Here is a 17,344-nt window from a genome sequence, read left to right on the forward strand (position 1 = left end):
CTTGAACTATACATTACAAATCTTTAATGCATAAAACGGGTTTAATCTCATAGGAAATGAATACAGTACCAAAATCATCTTTTACCTTCTTAAAATCTTTAAAAAAGAACAATCATCGTGATTGGATGACGGAGCATAAAAAAGAGTACCAAGCAAGCGAAAAAGTTTTAAAAGCGTTTTATGCAGCTATTCAGTCAGGTTTGAATGAAGATGATGAGATTGAGAAATTAAAAGTTTTCCGTATCAATAGAGATATTCGTTTTAGTAAAGATAAAACGCCTTATAATGTACATCGTAGTGTAAGCTTTAGTAGGGCAGGAGCACACCGTAGAGGTGGGTATTATTTGCGATTAGAACCAGGAGGGAAATCTGTGGTTGCGGGTGGTTTTTTTAGTCCAGAACCTAAAGATTTATTACGTATCCGTACGGAGTTTCAAATGGATAGTAGTGAAATACGTGCTATTCTTTCTGAGCCCGCTTTCGCGAAAGCGTATGGAGGAAAATTTGATGCCTGGGACCCTGTGAAAACAGCACCTAAAGGGTTTAGCAAAGACGACCCTAATATTGATTTAATACGCCTTAAGAATTTTGTAGTGACGCATTCTTTTACAGATGCTGAGGTACATGCTCCAGATTTTGGAGAAAAAGTATTACATCATTATAGGCTTTTACGACCTTTCTTTGACTTAATGAGTGATGTACTAACTACCGATTTGAATGGCGTATCATTAATAGATTAAACGTCTTTATTTTTACGTCGCCTCCGTGCAATAAAATACACCACTATTAATAATATAGGCAGCGCTATAAAAACCACCAACTCAACAGGAGATGAGGGATCTATAGGGGTGTTATTTTGACTTTCGGGAATTTGCATTAACTCGCTTTGGTTAATGCTATAGGTCGCTCAAATACTTGAATATTACTAAGAAGACGCTCTTTTGTGATATTCATCATTCTCTTATTCAAAGCTGATGAATTCTGGATATAGGTAAGATATTCTTCTACCGTAAATTGACCAATGATAATACCTTTAAGACCATTACGGAATTTCATATCCTTATGAATGGCATTTTCAATATAATCAGTTCTTTTTTCTATAGATAAGTCATAAAATACATTTTTATGCTTAGCAATATAGTTACGAAAAACTTCGATCAATAAGGGGCTTTGTAATTTAAGAATAGGTCGAATGGTTTCATTTTGAAATCGCTCTTCACTACTCATTTGGTCGTGAACTCTAGCGGAAGGAATTTCTGGTCGTATGCGTTTAATATCATTGGGCCTGTCATTCATAATTTTGAGTTTTATTAAAAATACGAATACAGTATACGCTTTCGCGAAAGCGTACCCAGAGTTTATCAACCAGTTATTAACGAACAAAGCCCCTGTAAAACAGAGGCTTTGAAAGAATTAACACTATAAGTAGATATACGATTACTTAAGTTTGAAGGTAACTCTACGTACAAGTTGTCTAGCATCAGTATCTGTGATTCCAGTATCTTCACCAGCACCAGTAATAGATAATCTGCTTGCATCAATACCAGATGCTACAAGAATATCAAATACTCTTTTGGCTCTTTTTTCTGAAAGTTGTTGGTTATATGTTGCATTTCCTACTTCATCAGCATATCCAATAAGCTCTGCTTTTTTGCTTGGGTTTGCAGATAGGTATTTAATAAGGTAGTTAATTGCATCTAAACTATAAAGTTCAGGTTTTGTACTGTTAAACTGGAAGTATACATTTACATACCCGTCATTTAATAGTTTTGCAATAATATCAGAGCTTCCACCAGAAGAAAGGTTTTTCAGGTCGCTTTTCTTAGCGTATTGTGCTTCTAATCCAGCTTCTAACTCGTCTGGGATACCATTTTTATTTACATCTACAGCATATCCTTTTGTATCTACTGCTACGCCAGATACCGTATTCTTCTCACGATCTAAATAATCTGCAACTCCATCTTGATCTGTATCAATTAAGTCGGTTTCTACTTTCGCAAGGCGTTCTTCTAGATCGTCTATTTTTTCAGTATCAATAGTTTCCTCTACATACCAATCTGCATGTACTTTACTTTTACCTAAAGCGATATGTACTCCTATAGTTCCTGTTATGTAGAAACCATCAAATCCTCTTAGGGTTCTATTTACAACACTTCCATCAAACGTTAAGTTTTGTCTGATGTTCCCTACTGCAGTAACATCTCCAAATAAAGAAATTCTATCCGATAAACGTACTTGAGGAGAAATTCCTACGATAGCACTTAATACCTGGTCGGCATCTCCAAAAGCTCTATCTACGGGCGTTTTTGAAGTAAGTCTTCCATATCCCATACCTCCATGAGCAAGAATACTAAAGTCTTGTGTCCATTCCTTAAAATCCAGTACATTTCCTAGATTAATAACACCTTCAAGAGAAAATGTATACAACGTACTCTCAAACTCTACATCGGCATCCCCTTCAGTAAAACTATTATATCCTAATCCTGCTCTTAAACCCGCTTTTGTATTAAACATATAACGTGCTCCAAGATTTACAGTAAATGGAGATGGTGTACTTGAAAATGCACCACTTACTACTGGACGTACAGGCTTATTCAGTCCAGCACTTATATCGATAGACCACTTGTTGAAAAGAGCTTCTGTTGTTGTATCTTCTTCTTGAGAAAAAGAGTTAAAACAACATACAATACCTAGTAGGAATGTTAAGAGTAATTGTTTTTTCATTGAATATAGTTTTTAAAAAAATTAAGGCGCGAAAATAGTATCATTTTTCTGATGCGACTTGCTTTTTAACAATAAATTTTTAGCTAAAATTTAATTTAATTAGGACTTAAAATAGATGATATTCAATGAGTTTGAATTAAAATGCATTTTTTGTAAAAAAACCGTTAATAAACAACTAAAAAAGCCTCCAATTGGAGGCTTTTTTACGTATTCTATAAAAATGAATTATTACTTTAAAAAGTCTTCTTTACTCTTTAATTCAATAGCAGGTAATCCCGCTTTTTCTATAAACTTAGTATACTTAGCTAGTTGTTTACTTTTAATTTTTCCGTAATCGGATTTTGCTTTTGTAAAACGATCAGAAAGTAAGGTGAGATTTTCTAATTGTGCTTGTGATGGTGCTTCAAAGTTTGCAGCAACATCGCTATATAATTGCCCTAGTTTTTCTCGTAATTGAGGTGGGGCAGAATCTACATAGTTATCACCTGTAGTAATTACTAATGTTTCTTTTATCGCATTTAGCTCATTGATAAGCGCTTGTGCTACTTTCTTAGCTTTTGGATTTGTTGCTATGGCTTTCTCTCCATTTTTGATTGTCTCATCTATTTCATATACCATATATGCTAAGTCTTCTTGTAAGTTAAAAAGTTTTTTAGCAGTAGTATATTGTGCGTCTCTTTCCTTAGCTGTGATGAAAGATTTAGGATCATTTTTAATCTCAAAGGTAGTCTCATACGTATCTTTTCCTTTTTTAAGGACAGCTTTATACATACCCGCTTTTGCTCTTAACGTTTGGAAACCACTAAAACTAAGGGTTTTTCCAGCGGCGCTTTTAGGTGCCTTGGAGGTATAGTTCCAACGTACAATGTTAATTCCTTTTGATTTCCCAGGAGAAAGAGAAGTAATCTTATTTCCTTCCATATCTTGGATTTCTAAGGTCATTTTTCCAAACGTATGTCTTTTCTTTAAATAATACTTTAATTGTACTGAAGTCCCAGGGTTTGGTCCTACAAATTCTAATTCAGTACTACCGCCGCCAAAACCACCTTCTTCAACCATAGTTCCTGGTTTTGTATTAAAAAAGTGTACTTTCTTTGCTAGTACATCTTGCGTAACTTCACGTAGTGTACTAATATCATCAATGATAATGACACCACGTCCATGGGTACCAGCAACTAAGTCATTTGTCTTTTTCTGAAGATCTAGAAAATGTATTGCTGTATGTGGGAAGTTATTGGTGAAATGAGACCAATTCTTACCTCCGTTAACGGTAATGTATAAACCATCTTCGGCACCTAAGAATAATAAGTCTTCATTTTCATAATCTTCTTGAATATTACGAGCAAATAAAGGGATGTCATCTGTTACTATGCTTGTCCAAGTTGCTCCATAATTTTTTGTTTTATATACATAAGGTTTCATATCGCCTCGTGCATGTCCATCAAATACGGCATAAGCAGTTCCTTTTCCGTGCACACTTGCTTCTATATGGTATACCCATGTATTGGCAGGAAGCCCTTGGATATTTGCAGTAACATTGGTCCAGTTTTGACCACCATCTCTGGTAATTTGTACATTTCCATCATCAGTTCCTACCCAAAGTACTTTTTCATCCATTGGTGATTCTGCAATCGTAAAGATGGTTGTATGCTTTTCTGCCCCAGAAGTGTCATTAGAAAGCCCACCTGATTTTGTAGGTTGTTTTGCAGGATCGTTTGTCGTTAAATCTGGAGAAATAATTTTCCAGGTATCTCCCATATTATCACTCACATGTAAATACTGACTTCCCATATAAAAACGATCGGGTTGATGTGCACTTACGGCCATAGGAGCATTCCAATTGAAACGTAAATCATCATACCCAGCAACAGGAAGTGGTTTTACGTTCTTTGTATAGTTGCGCTCCATATCATAACGCCACACATTATCAGCACCTTGCATTTCTGAATATAGAATCTCTTTCGTTGGGTGTTTTAATACTCTAAATCCATCACCTACACCTACACGTACCCAATCACGCGCTTCTACACCTCCAGGAGAAGAAGAAGGACCATACCAAGAACCATTATCCTGTAGTCCTCCATAAATTCGATAAGGCTCAGCATCATCTACACTAATATGGTAAAATTGTGATAAAGGTAAATTAGCTACTATTTCCATTGTAGTGCCTTGATTCCAAGAACGGTATACACCACCATCAGTTCCTACGTGCATTCTATCAGAGTTATTGATATCAAAAACGATATCATGAATATCAGAATGCATATTTCCTAAAGGAATAAAGGTGTTTCCACCATCTTTAGAAATAGATCCACTTAATCCTCCTTTTACTACGACATCAGGATCTTTAGGGTCAACTACAATTCTAGAGAAGTAAAAGGGACGAACCGTTAATGAAAAATCACTATTGGTGAGTTCCCAAGAGGCTCCTGCATCATTAGAGCGATATAATCCTTTGTCTTTTTCAGACTCTATTACGGCATAGACTCTATTAGAATCTGATGGAGCTACAGCAATACCAATACGCCCTAGCATCCCTTCAGGAAACCCTTTGTGTATTTTATTCCATGTAGCACCTCCATCTGTCGACTTATATAATGCACTCCCTGGTCCTCCAGAATTAAAATCCCAAGCCGTACGTCTATGTTCCCACATCGCAGCATATAAGATATCTGGATTGTTTGGGTCCATCATAAAATCGGCAGCACCTGTGTTTTCATCTACATATAAGATATTATTCCATGTTTTTCCTCCATCAGTAGTTTTATAAATACCACGCTCTGTACTTTCACTCCAAAGCGACCCTAATACAGCTACATAAACTACATCACTATTTTTAGGGTGAATTTCTATACCAGAAATACGCTCTGATTTGTCAAATCCCATTTTGTCCCAATTAATACCTCCATCTTTAGATCTGTACAATCCATCTCCTATAGAAACAGAGTTACGTGTCCAGATTTCACCAGTACCGACCCAAATTGTTTTATCTGGATCATTAGGATCTATAGCTACTTGACCAATAGATTGGATATGATCTTCAAAAATAGGAGCGTAGGAGGCACCTCCATCATTAGATTTCCAAACACCACCACCCGCAGTACCTGTATATATAATTTGTGGATTGGTTGGATGCACTTCCATATCGATAATACGGCCACTCATTAAAGCAGGTCCGATTTGTCTAGCGGTAATATCTCCAAAAAGTTCTTTTCCTTTAAGGACAATTTCTTGCGCAGTACCTACTAAAGCAAAGGATGCAAAGAGGCACCCTAAAAAAATGTTTTTAGTTTTCATGAGAATTCTGATTGATTAGTATTGGTATATCTTTTCGCTTAAAGCGAAATAAAAAACCTCAATCTTTACGACTGAGGTTTGTATATATTTATCTCTTATTCCTGAGTAGGGAACGCAAACATATCATCTGTTACTTCTGGATCGAAATCAATATTTTTTATTGCTATTTCTTGACCGCCCGGTTGTCCTTTAAGACCAGATACAATTGAAGTTGCGAAATATAATCCGTTGTACTCAGTATAGTCACTGTACTTTGTTGAAGCAATCTGTCCTTTAGCTGGTCCAGAAGGAATTTCTCGCTCTTCAACAATAGGAACAAAATTTTCAGTATCAAAGTATACAAAAACAACATTAGGAGCTTCTTGTCCATCTACTTTAATAGGCTCTTTTGTTAACTTAATTTTAAATGTTTCCGTTCCTTCAATAGTTTCTTTTCCTAAAAGCTCTAAAGTATACCCTTTCTTCTTGTAGTTTAAAAACTGATCAGGAAAATCATTACTGTCTAATTTTCTGTTTTCAGCACTTTCGGTGTCACTTTTTTCAGCTTTCATAGACGTTTGATTTGTACTCCATAATGTTTCTCCATCAAAAACATCAAAATAAAACTTTTGTCCTTGAAAATCAGCTACACCATAATTTCTTCCGTCTGTCATTTGAATTTGAGTGATAGGTATTTCAAGACCCTGTACCTTAATAAAACCGGTCATTTTAATTCCCTTAACAGCTTTCCAAGCATCTTCACCTCCTGTATTTTCAAGATAGTTTGCAATAATCTCATCTGCAGTTTGAGCCTGTGTAGCTGGTATAGCAACAGCCATAAGTACTACTGCAACTAATAATTTAATCGTTTTCATAAAAATATAATTTGTGTGTTTGTTGTTTGATGTTTAGCCATAAGACTATTGCGTGTTCTTTTTGTTACAGATTTTTTGGTTTTTTTAACGTTCTATTTTTAAGGAGTATATTGATTACTTGTAAAATTATTTTTAACATCCTAGAATTAAGCTTCTAAGCTATATTCTATTATCTGTACAAAGAATCGCGAATTTTTATTAAATATACTCATTTTTACGCTAACGTTGTAGTTGATTTTATATCCTAAATATCGTAAGTAAAGACGATTCTTTTATCTTTATCATTTTACAACAGCTCAGCATGAAATTTGGAAAAGTAGAACAACCAGAAACGATAGATTTTACATTACCTCAGGATCACATAGATACAGAAAGAGTATTAAGTAGTACTTCCAGTTCAGATCCACTTCAGGTATATGTAGGTTGTGCAAAATGGAATAAACAAGATTTAAAAAACTTTTATCCAAGAGGTACAAAAGATGAATTAGGCTATTACTCAAGTCAGTTTAACTGTATAGAATTAAATGCTACTTTTTATAGGCTTTTTCCAAAAGAACAGTATGAAAAATGGTATGATAAAACCCCAGAAGGATTTAAGTTTTTTCCTAAAATCACCAACAATATAAGTCATTTGAAAAGACTTATTGATTCTGAACAATACATCCCTGAATATTTGGATCATACACTGGCCTTAAAAGAAAAGTTGGGAACGATCTTCTTACAAATGCATAATAACTTTCAACCTAAAAATTTTGATAGAGTTGACAACTTTATCAATAACTGGCCTTCTCATGTACCTATTGCACTAGAGTTTAGGCATACCGATTGGTTTAATGATCCGCAAGTGTCCGATCGTTTATATCATGCATTAGAAGAAAATAATATGGCTAATGTGCTTGTAGATACAGCAGGAAGACGTGATATCATGCATATGCGTTTAACAAATAATGAAGCTTTTATCCGTTTTGTAGGAGCCAATCATGAAAGTGATTATACGCGATTAGATGATTGGATAGTACGCTTACAAAAATGGACGTCTCAGGGATTGAAAAACATACATTTCTTTATTCATCAAAATGTTGAGGTAGAATCGCCTTTACTTTCTGCTTATTTTATAAAAAAACTGAATAGTGCATTATCATTAGATATAAAGATTCCAGAAACACTTTCTCAAAATAACACGAATACACCTACCTTATTTTAATGGCAACTATATACATCGTAATGGGCGTTTCTGGAGTAGGGAAAACTACGTTAGGTAAAGCCATTGCACAAAAAATGAATATTCCGTTTTATGATGCAGATGATTTTCATCCTCAAGCAAATATCGATAAAATGGCCTCAGGGATTCCGCTTCAAGATGAAGACAGGTGGCCTTGGTTAGACCGTATTGTAAACCAATATGATCAATGGCAAACCAAAGGAGCTGTTCTCGCTTGTTCAGCACTTAAAGAAAGTTATCGGGATAGACTAAAAGTAGATCAGTTACAGGTAAAGACCATCTACCTTTCGGCAAATTTTGAGAGTATACAACAACGACTTGCTGCTCGTAAAAATCATTTTTTTAATCCTGATTTATTACAATCTCAATTTGATACGTTAGAAGCTCCAACGTCTGGAATCATTTGCGATGCTAGTTTACAAAAAGATAGATTACTACAATATATTATGAATACCATTACTGCACAAAACACATCACAATTGGGCCTTATAGGATTAGGAGTTATGGGGAAATCGCTTTCGCGAAATTTTGCCAATAATCACATATCTATGTCTTTGTTTAATAGACATGTATCAGGCGTAGAAGAAGATGTTGCTGTAAATTTTGTTACTTCATATCCAGAACTAACCAATAGTAAAGGGTTTGATGATATAGAAGCTTTTGTAAAATCACTTTCGCTTCCGCGAAAAATATTCCTGATGGTCAATGCTGGTCCCGCAGTAGATACTGTAATTACTTCTTTAGAACCGTACCTATCTGAAGGTGATATCATCATGGATGGCGGAAATAGTCACTACGTAGATACACAACGTCGTGTAGAAGTATTAAAAGAGAAAGGAATTCATTTCTTAGGTGTAGGTGTTTCTGGAGGCGAAGAAGGTGCTTTAAAAGGTCCTTCCATAATGCCTGGAGGTACCGCCGAAGCATATGAACACGTCGGACCATTTTTAGAAGCAATAGCTGCGAGAGATGCTCATGGAAATGCATGTTGTGCGCATGTTGGTTCTGGAGGTTCTGGACACTTTGTAAAGATGATTCATAATGGGATTGAATATGCAGAAATGCAATTAATCGCTGAGGCATATGATATTCTTCGTAATCATTGTAGCTTATCATTAGAACAGATAGCTCAGACGTTTGACACATGGAATGAAGGGGCAGAAAATAGTTATTTATTGGAGATCTCAGCAAAGATTGTTCGCAAAACAGAAAATGGTCAACCATTGATAGATGTGATTTTAGATAAAGCAAAACAAAAAGGAACAGGAAGTTGGAGTACAACAGCAGCTTTACAAATAGGAGTCCCTTTTGATACGATAGCACAATCGGTACTTGCTAGAATTATATCTTCAGAAAAAGCACAACGTGTTAAAGGGCAATCATTATATGCGATTGATAGAGCAGAGATTCATGAGTTAGATATCGCTACAATTAGAGAAGCATATCAAACAGCACGGATTATCAATCATGCGATAGGATTTGAAACGCTTCGAAAAGCTTCCTCTGAATATGAGTGGGATTTGCATCTTTCGGAAATTGCTCGTATTTGGACCAATGGTTGTATTATACGTTCTACATTGATGGAACAAATCATTTCAGTGTTACATGGTTTTGATGACAATATATTATTTCACGAAAGTGTAATACCAGAAATGACAAAAGGACAAGCAGCATTAAAAAAAGTAGTACAAGATAGTGTAGGAGCTGGTGCAGCCATACCTGTTTTTTGTGCATCACTTTCCTATTTCAATGCGATGATTCAAGGAGACTCTTCTGCAAATATGATACAAGCGCAACGAGACTTTTTCGGAGCACATACGTACGAACGAAAAGATAAAGAAGGATCATTTCATACCCATTGGGAATAGAAAAGATGATATATTCTCTACAAAAACATTTAAAAAGTAAATAATTTAGTAGTATTCAAAGACTCATTACTCAAAGACCCACCACGCATTATGGACATACAATTACTAGCAGCAGTATTTATAGGTATTAGCGTCTTATTATTCTTAATTCTTCGATTGAAATTTCAAGCATTTATTGCGTTATTGATTACGTGTATTGTGGTAGGTGTGATTGCGGGCATGGATCCTAAAACTATTCTGGATAGTGTAAAGAACGGAATGGGAGGGACCTTAGGTTTTGTTGCTACAGTCGTGGGACTTGGAGCCTTGTTTGGTGCGATACTCGAACGGTCTGGAGGTGCACAACAACTTGCAGAATCAATGCTTAAACTCTTTGGTGTGAAGAGTGCACATTGGGCAGTTATGCTTACTGGGTTTTTAGTAGCAATTCCTGTATTTTTTGATGTAGCCTTTATTATTCTAGTGCCTTTAATTTATGCCTTACAAAAACAAACTAAAAAATCATTGCTTTTATATGCCATTCCGTTATTAGCTGGACTTGCTATTACACATACCTTTATTCCACCTACGCCTGGACCTATTGCTGTAGCAGATATACTTGGAGCTGACCTTGGATATGTCATTATTTTTGGATTTTTAGCAGGATTACCAGCGGCAATCATTGCAGGTCCTATGCTTGCAAAACGATTATCTAAAACAATGCATATTGAAACGCCAGAAGATATGGTAACGATCACAGAAGTTCCAGAAAATGCGCCTTCTGCAGTAACGATCTTATTGATTATTGCGATTCCTATCTTTTTAATTGTATGTAATACAGTATTAGGAAGTCCGTTATTTGATCAAGATACATTACCTGGATGGCTTAGGTATGCAGCAGGTTTACTTGGGCATCCCTTTGTAGCGCTTATTATCGCAAATCTTGTAGCTTGGTATGTTTTAGGGATTAATAAAGGATTTTCAAAACAACAGTTATTAGATATTTCTACAAAATCATTATACCCAGCAGGCGTGATTATATTACTTACTGGAGCTGGTGGCGCATTTAAACAAATCCTTATAGATACAGGAGCAGGTAAGATGATTGCCGAAGGATTAAATACAGATTTTTTTCCACCGGTTGTTTTTGGATTTATTGTAGCGGCTGTTGTACGTGTATTACAAGGATCGGCTACGGTGGCGATGATTACAGCTGCGGGAATTACGGCTCCTCTACTTGGCCTTACCGAAACGAGTCCGCCTCAATTAGCAGTTCTCGTGATTGCAATTGCCTCTGGAGCTACAATATTCTCGCATGTGAATGATAGTGGTTTTTGGTTGGTAAAACAATATTTAGGATTGACAGAAAAAGAAACCTTTAAATCGTGGACGGTGATGACTTCATTAATCGCTATTATAGGTTTAGTCGTTTCTGTTATTCTTTGGTATGTGGTTTAGGTCCGCTTTCGCGAAAGCGTATATACGAATATAAGAATTTGATATCGTATGCTTGCTATTATTGTTGTGAAGTAAACTAAATTTGTAATTAATCAATTATAGATGTTGGATGAGATTTCCAACTTCTCGGAAATATATACAAATGAACTTTCACACACGTAAATGGATAAAACCTGAAGATTTAAATCCAAATGGGACTCTTTTTGGAGGTAGATTACTAGAATGGATTGATGAAGAAGCTGCTTTGTATGCGATTATTCAGCTTGAAAACCCGCGTACCGTAACAAAGTATATGAGTGAGATAGATTTTCGCGCAAGCGCAAAAAAAGGAGATATCATAGAAATTGGTCTTGAGGTTGTCAAGTTCGGAACAGCTTCTTTAACGCTTACATGTGAAGTACGTAATAAGATGACACGTGAGGTTATTATTACCATAGAGCGTATTGTCATGGTAGGACTTGGCGATGATGGAAAGGCAAAACCTCACGGTAAAAAAGAAGTTGAGTATGTAAAAGATCGGCTTGAAAATTCTTAATAGTTACTTCCTTTTATGATAGGAGGTAATTAGGTAATTATTATCGGTCGTGACTTACTAATTTATATACATCTTTACTTTAGGCATTACTAAACCAACTACACCAAGTTATGTCTACACTATTACGATTATCTATACTCCTTTGTTTTTTTATACTATCATGTTCTAATGACGATAAAGTAGCATTTACCAATGCTGATGAAAGAGAAATAGGAGCTTATGTACGTACAACAGCAACTGTAAACGCAGATTTTTCTATTACAAACCCTGACGATGTTTTTAGGGTAGAGCTAGAAGTACACGATGAACAAAATGGTGGTTTATTAGAAGCTATCGAAGTATATCTTACGTATAAAAAAACAGGAGAAATACCCTCCAACGAAGTATTAGTTAAAACATTAGAACGTGATGTTTTTACGATAGGGCAATTTGGAAAACCGGTAAGTCCGCTCACAGTTTCTTTTGAAGAAGCTTTGAATGCTTTTAATTTAACGATGGATGAGATGTCTTGTAAAGATCAATTTGAGGTTAGAATTAATCAAAAATTGACAGACGGTCGTTCGTTTACCACAGGGCAGTCAAGTTCTAAAATTCTTGCTGCAGATGATTTTTGGAGTTCTCCATTTTGTTATACCATTAATATCATTGAGCCTATAGAAGAAGATTTATTTACAGGAATCTATCAATTAGAAAGCATTTTGGATGGACCATTAGGCGCTACTTTTGGTGATGAGCCACAATTGGTAGAAGTGTATAAAGGACATTCTACAAATGTACGTGAAATGCGTTTACGTCATAGGCTGTCTATTGAACAAGAGTTCCCTCGTATTTTTAGATTTACTATCGTTTGTGATGAAGCAGTTTTTAGCAAAGATTTATTGTCTAGCAAAATAGGGTTTTGTGGTATTGACCCAGCAATACTATTAGGACCAGATACCGTAAATGCTACGATAGATCCTAATGATGATACGGTTTTTGAATTATGGTTCGTAGAAGGATACTTAGGCTTTGATGGTAATTGTGGCTTCGGAACTGCTCCATCTAGAATTAGACTATCTAAACAATAATAAAATGATCTCTCTTTACTTGTGTTATATGCATTTTAGTTCTCTTATGCAGTGAGATAAAATAGAACTTCTAAGTACAATATATTCTAGTTTAAGACGAAATGATTGTTTGTTATTGGTATATAAAAACTAAAAGTGAGGAAATTATTATAATACAAACACTTGAAAATATAAGATTGATTATAAGTTAATTATTATCGGTATATACGCCAGATCTAGTTTATAGTTATATTTTTAAATAAATAACCAACCCGAATGAAAAATAAATACGTACTACTCTTCCTTCTAGGAGGACTGTTTTCTTGTACCGATGGAGATAAAGCCATTGAAATGGTTGTAGCAGAAGTAGAGAGAGGCGCTGTAGTCCGCACATCTGCTATTAATAATGTTGATTTTAATATCAATGATCTTCAAAGCACCTTTCATATTGACGTGGAAGAGATGGATATAGAAGAAGGGGGATTACTAGAAGATGTTGAGGTATTTGTCCAATTAAAGGATAATACACCTTCTAACGGGAATAATTCTGTTGCTCCTACCTTATTAGAAACCATTCCTGCTTCAGAATGGATTACAGGATCAAACAATCTTCCTACTACATCACTAATATATACTTTTGAAGAACTTTTAGTGACTACAGGACTCACAGTAAGCGATGTTTCAGTGAAAGATCAATTTTTAGTAAGTTTAAATTTAAATCTTACAGACGGTCGTATTTTTAATGCCTTTAATGCGAGTTCTATTATCATTGCATTTGATACTTTTTTTAGCTCCCCATTTTGTTACACGATAAATATTGTAGAACCTATACCAGAAGATCTTTTTACAGGGATGTACCTTATGGAATCTATATTGGATGGCCCTAACGGACAAACTTTTGTAGATGAACTTAGACAGCCTTTTCCAAATGGAACTATCATTGAAGTCGTAAAAGGACACTCTTCAAATACAAGAGAATTTAGAGCATATCATAATTTACATCATGTAGGCTTAGAACAACCAAGACGTTGGGAATTTACTGTGGTAGATAATCTAATAGTTATGGGGAAAAATCAATTGTCCTCTCCTGAAGGTTGGTGTATTCGTAATGCGGCACCTACCTTATTAGGCCCAGACACTATACCTGGTGTTGCTGATCCAATGGATGACACGGTTTTTGAATTATGGTTTGTAGAGGGATATTTAGGATTTGATGGTGAATGTGGGTATCAAACGGCACCTTCTAGATATCGTTTTTCAAAGCAGTAAAGCGTATATTTTTTATGCTATGAAACTAAATGAGTTGATTTTTTATTTGAGCTTAGATGCATATGGTTCTATGTGAAAACGCAACCTTTTATAATAATTAAGATAAATAATTATAATCCTTTACGTAATTCAAACATGAAAAATATAGTTATCAAATTAATGATTATTGTGTTAACAGTAGTAGGTTGTAGTTCTGATGAAAAACCTATAGACATTCTTTTAAATGCACCTAATGGCGCTTTACTTATAAACACAGAAATAGGCAATACTAATTTTATAATGAATGACTTAGAAAGTAGATTTTCTGTAGAAGTAAGAGCCCATGATCAAGAAAAAGGTGATTTCTTTGATTTTATAAGAGTGTATATAAGCTTTAAGAGTAATACTTCAAATGGAACAGATAATAGAGGAGAGGTTATTTTGCAGGATATACCTAGATCAGAGTTTTATACAGGAGAGTTTGGTAGACCACGTATCTTACTGAATTATAGTTTTCAGCAAGCACTAGATGCACTAGGACTTAGTGTAGGAGATATTGCTCCGGGTGATCAATTTTACATTCGTCCAGATATGTATTTAAAAGATGGACGAATTATAGGCTATGAAAATAGAAGTCCTACTATATTTTCTAAGTATTGTGAAAATTCACCTTTTTATTATCAAATTAATGTCATCAGCCCTATTGAAAATACGTTATTTACGGGAGTATACAGTTATGAAGTTATTTCTTCATCATCTGAAAATGAAGAATTTTCTACTTCAGGGATTACTACAATTATTAATGGAGACTTTCCTAACCAAAGACGTTCTTCGGTTTTAGATTTTACAATTACCGATGGTTTTGTAATACCTGATATTTATCAAGAAGAACCTAGATTACTATGTGATCCTCCTTTTAATAGAGTATTTTGGGGTCCTCAAGAAAATAATTTTGGAGTTTTAAGCCTTCAAGATGATACTGTTTTTGAAGCCGATTTTGTTAGAGGCTATGATGGCTGGGTAGGAGGAGATCTATCATCAGATCCTATTACAATACGGTATCGGTTTTCTAAGCAATAGTACGCTTTCGCGAAAGCGTATAAAGCATATACAAAAGGTTTTAGAGAGAATCTATATATTCTCAAAAGAGTCCAGTGAAACAATTAATGAATCAACTAAATATATCCTATGAAAAAAATTACATTTATTATCCTCAGTATCTTCTTATGTATTTCTTGTAATGATGAAGAAAAAGCAATAGAAACGGTTCTTGAGGAAGTTGATAGAGGTGCTGTTCTCAGAACATTACAATTTAATAATGGAGAATTTGAAGTCGATAATCCAGAAAGTATTTTTAGTGTAAATCTACAAGAACAAGATATTCAAGAAGGAGGATTATTAAGCACGGTTGATGTTTTTGTATCATTCATAGATAATACGCCTACGGGTAATTCGGTATCAACTCAAAGAATATTATTAGAGACACTTACACGAGATGATTTTACATCTAGTGATTTTTCATTACCAGCGATAACGCTGGAATATAATTTCACAGAACTTTTAGACGCAACGGGATTAACCATAAATCAAACAAATTGTAAAGATCAATTTCGTATAGATATGGACCTTAATCTGTCAGATGGTTTAACGTTTAATGTGACAAATTCTTCGGGCACTGTTGTGAATACGGATGGGTTTTTTATGTCACCATTTACGTATTTAATTAATATTGTAGAACCTATAAATGAAGACTTATTTACAGGGATTTATGAATATACGAGTATTCAAGATGGATTTTTCGGACCTACTTTTGGAGATGAAGGATTGGTAGATATAAGAAATAGAGAACATTCTACTAACTTTAGAGTGTTTGATTTTCTTAATTTCGAAATTGAATTTAGTGTTGTATGTGATGCTATAATCGCAACTAGATATCAGAAATTACCTTTTGGATGTACAATGGATAGGTCTGATAGAGTTCTTATTGGTCCAGATATGATTGTCACCACAGCAGACCCAAATGACGATACTGTTTTTGAATTACATATTCTTGAGGCTTTTGGAGGGTTTGATGCGTTTTGCGATTTTGAAAATATGCCATCTAAAATTCGTTTTTCAAAACAATAATTATAAGACTATTTATCATATGAAACTATACCAATTTACCTATCTGTTACTTATTTTTCTTGCATTTTCTTGTAGTGAAGATGATAAAGCAATAGATGTAGTTGTAGAAGAGATAGAACGAGGCGCTATATTGCGAAATATAGATAGAGTTTCACCAAATTTTGAACGTACAGATCTCCAAAGTACTTTTACAGTAGTTTTAGAAGAACAAGACCTTGAAGAAGGTGGAATCTTTGATTTTGTAAGATTGTATCTTCAGTATTTAGATAGAACTCCAACCAATGGAAATGATAGTAGTTCTGAAATTGTGTTAAGAGATATTCCTAGTTCTGATTTTCAAACAGGAGTTAATGGATTACCCGTTGGAACTATAGAAGTAACCTATGAAGAAGCTATACAAGCATTTGCTCTGAATTCTGAAACAATTCAAGCGGGAGATCAATTTGAATTACGTGCAGAAATACATCTTACAGATGGTCGGACATTTAGTACTGAAAATGGAAGTGCTTCTATTCTTACAGATGCCTGCTTTTTTAAGTCGCCATATCGTTATGTAATTAATGTTATTGATACGATAGACGACGATTTGTTTACAGGTGTTTATGATTATCAAATTGTAGGAGGAGAATCTACTTTGTTTTCAAATAATGAAGGAGTGGTAACTATTTCTGCAGGATCTACACCTAATGTTAGATTAACGGGGCTTATAGGTGAAGGCCTTGAGTTTACTATTGCAGGAAATAATGCATATCCTAAGATTTATCAATCTATAAACCTTTTTTGTCGAAATTCTGCTTTTCATTCCCTGTCAGGTCCTGATGATGAAAATTTTGGACTCGTTGACCTTACCGATGACACTGTTTTCGAATTAGACTTAGTATTCGGATATGAAGGCTGGGGAGGATCAGGTGATCTGACTACTCCAGAAACTGTTCGATTTCGTTTCTCTAAACAATAACTTTTAAAGAGACTTCTCTTATTAAAAT

General features: G+C 34.8%; 14 protein-coding genes. 10 read left to right on the forward strand and 4 right to left on the reverse strand.

Features of this window, described 5'->3' with window-relative positions; genetic code table 11:
- The first annotated feature begins 56 nt into the window (after window positions 1-56).
- Window positions 57-740 (forward strand): DUF2461 domain-containing protein, encoded by a 684-nt coding sequence (locus tag Q1A60_RS16180; RefSeq protein WP_299767188.1) that lies wholly within the window; start codon window positions 57-59, stop codon window positions 738-740.
- Window positions 741-876: 136 nt separating this feature from the next.
- On the opposite strand, the gene Q1A60_RS16185 is transcribed toward Q1A60_RS16180, so the two are convergent.
- From Q1A60_RS16185 to Q1A60_RS16200, 4 genes are all read right to left on the reverse strand, one after another.
- Window positions 877-1,296 carry a glyoxalase gene (locus Q1A60_RS16185; RefSeq protein ID WP_299767187.1) on the reverse strand — a complete coding sequence of 140 codons (420 nt, stop codon included), beginning with the start codon at window positions 1,294-1,296 and terminating at the stop codon, window positions 877-879.
- A 141-nt stretch (window positions 1,297-1,437) separates the two neighbouring features.
- Window positions 1,438-2,724, reverse strand: a complete 1,287-nt coding sequence (locus Q1A60_RS16190; RefSeq protein ID WP_299767186.1) for an OmpA family protein — start codon at window positions 2,722-2,724, stop codon at window positions 1,438-1,440.
- Window positions 2,725-2,952: 228 nt separating this feature from the next.
- A complete protein-coding gene (locus Q1A60_RS16195; RefSeq protein ID WP_299767185.1) occupies window positions 2,953-6,021 on the reverse strand; it encodes a hypothetical protein in 3,069 nt (1,022 codons plus the stop codon).
- 95 nt (window positions 6,022-6,116) lie between these two features.
- Complete coding sequence (locus Q1A60_RS16200; protein WP_299767184.1) at window positions 6,117-6,875, reverse strand: outer membrane lipoprotein-sorting protein; 759 nt, start codon at window positions 6,873-6,875, stop codon at window positions 6,117-6,119.
- Window positions 6,876-7,176: 301 nt separating this feature from the next.
- Between Q1A60_RS16200 and Q1A60_RS16205 the strand changes: the two genes are divergently transcribed.
- From Q1A60_RS16205 to Q1A60_RS16245, 9 genes are all read left to right on the forward strand, one after another.
- Window positions 7,177-8,079 carry a DUF72 domain-containing protein gene (locus Q1A60_RS16205; RefSeq protein ID WP_299767183.1) on the forward strand — a complete coding sequence of 301 codons (903 nt, stop codon included), beginning with the start codon at window positions 7,177-7,179 and terminating at the stop codon, window positions 8,077-8,079.
- The gene (gene gndA, locus Q1A60_RS16210; RefSeq protein ID WP_299767182.1) at window positions 8,079-9,965 is read left to right on the forward strand and encodes an NADP-dependent phosphogluconate dehydrogenase; all 1,887 of its coding nucleotides are present in this window, start codon (window positions 8,079-8,081) and stop codon (window positions 9,963-9,965) included. The genes Q1A60_RS16205 and gndA overlap by 1 nt, the downstream gene beginning before the upstream one ends.
- A gap of 90 nt (window positions 9,966-10,055) precedes the next feature.
- The gene (locus Q1A60_RS16215) at window positions 10,056-11,402 is read left to right on the forward strand and encodes a gluconate:H+ symporter (RefSeq protein ID WP_299767181.1); all 1,347 of its coding nucleotides are present in this window, start codon (window positions 10,056-10,058) and stop codon (window positions 11,400-11,402) included.
- A 142-nt stretch (window positions 11,403-11,544) separates the two neighbouring features.
- Window positions 11,545-11,937, forward strand: a complete 393-nt coding sequence (locus Q1A60_RS16220) for a hotdog domain-containing protein (RefSeq protein WP_299767180.1) — start codon at window positions 11,545-11,547, stop codon at window positions 11,935-11,937.
- 110 nt (window positions 11,938-12,047) lie between these two features.
- Window positions 12,048-13,004, forward strand: coding sequence for a hypothetical protein (locus tag Q1A60_RS16225; RefSeq protein WP_299767179.1), 957 nt, complete (start codon window positions 12,048-12,050; stop codon window positions 13,002-13,004).
- A 255-nt stretch (window positions 13,005-13,259) separates the two neighbouring features.
- On the forward strand, window positions 13,260-14,252 hold the full coding sequence (locus Q1A60_RS16230) for a hypothetical protein (protein ID WP_299767178.1): 993 nt from the start codon (window positions 13,260-13,262) through the stop codon (window positions 14,250-14,252).
- 135 nt (window positions 14,253-14,387) lie between these two features.
- Window positions 14,388-15,311 (forward strand): hypothetical protein, encoded by a 924-nt coding sequence (locus tag Q1A60_RS16235; RefSeq protein ID WP_299767177.1) that lies wholly within the window; start codon window positions 14,388-14,390, stop codon window positions 15,309-15,311.
- 108 nt (window positions 15,312-15,419) lie between these two features.
- Window positions 15,420-16,358, forward strand: coding sequence for a hypothetical protein (locus tag Q1A60_RS16240; protein WP_299767176.1), 939 nt, complete (start codon window positions 15,420-15,422; stop codon window positions 16,356-16,358).
- A gap of 19 nt (window positions 16,359-16,377) precedes the next feature.
- Window positions 16,378-17,316, forward strand: a complete 939-nt coding sequence (locus Q1A60_RS16245; protein ID WP_299767175.1) for a hypothetical protein — start codon at window positions 16,378-16,380, stop codon at window positions 17,314-17,316.
- Window positions 17,317-17,344: the final 28 nt, after the last annotated feature.

This window comes from uncultured Dokdonia sp. (genome assembly GCF_947492535.1).
Taxonomy (GTDB): domain Bacteria; phylum Bacteroidota; class Bacteroidia; order Flavobacteriales; family Flavobacteriaceae; genus Dokdonia.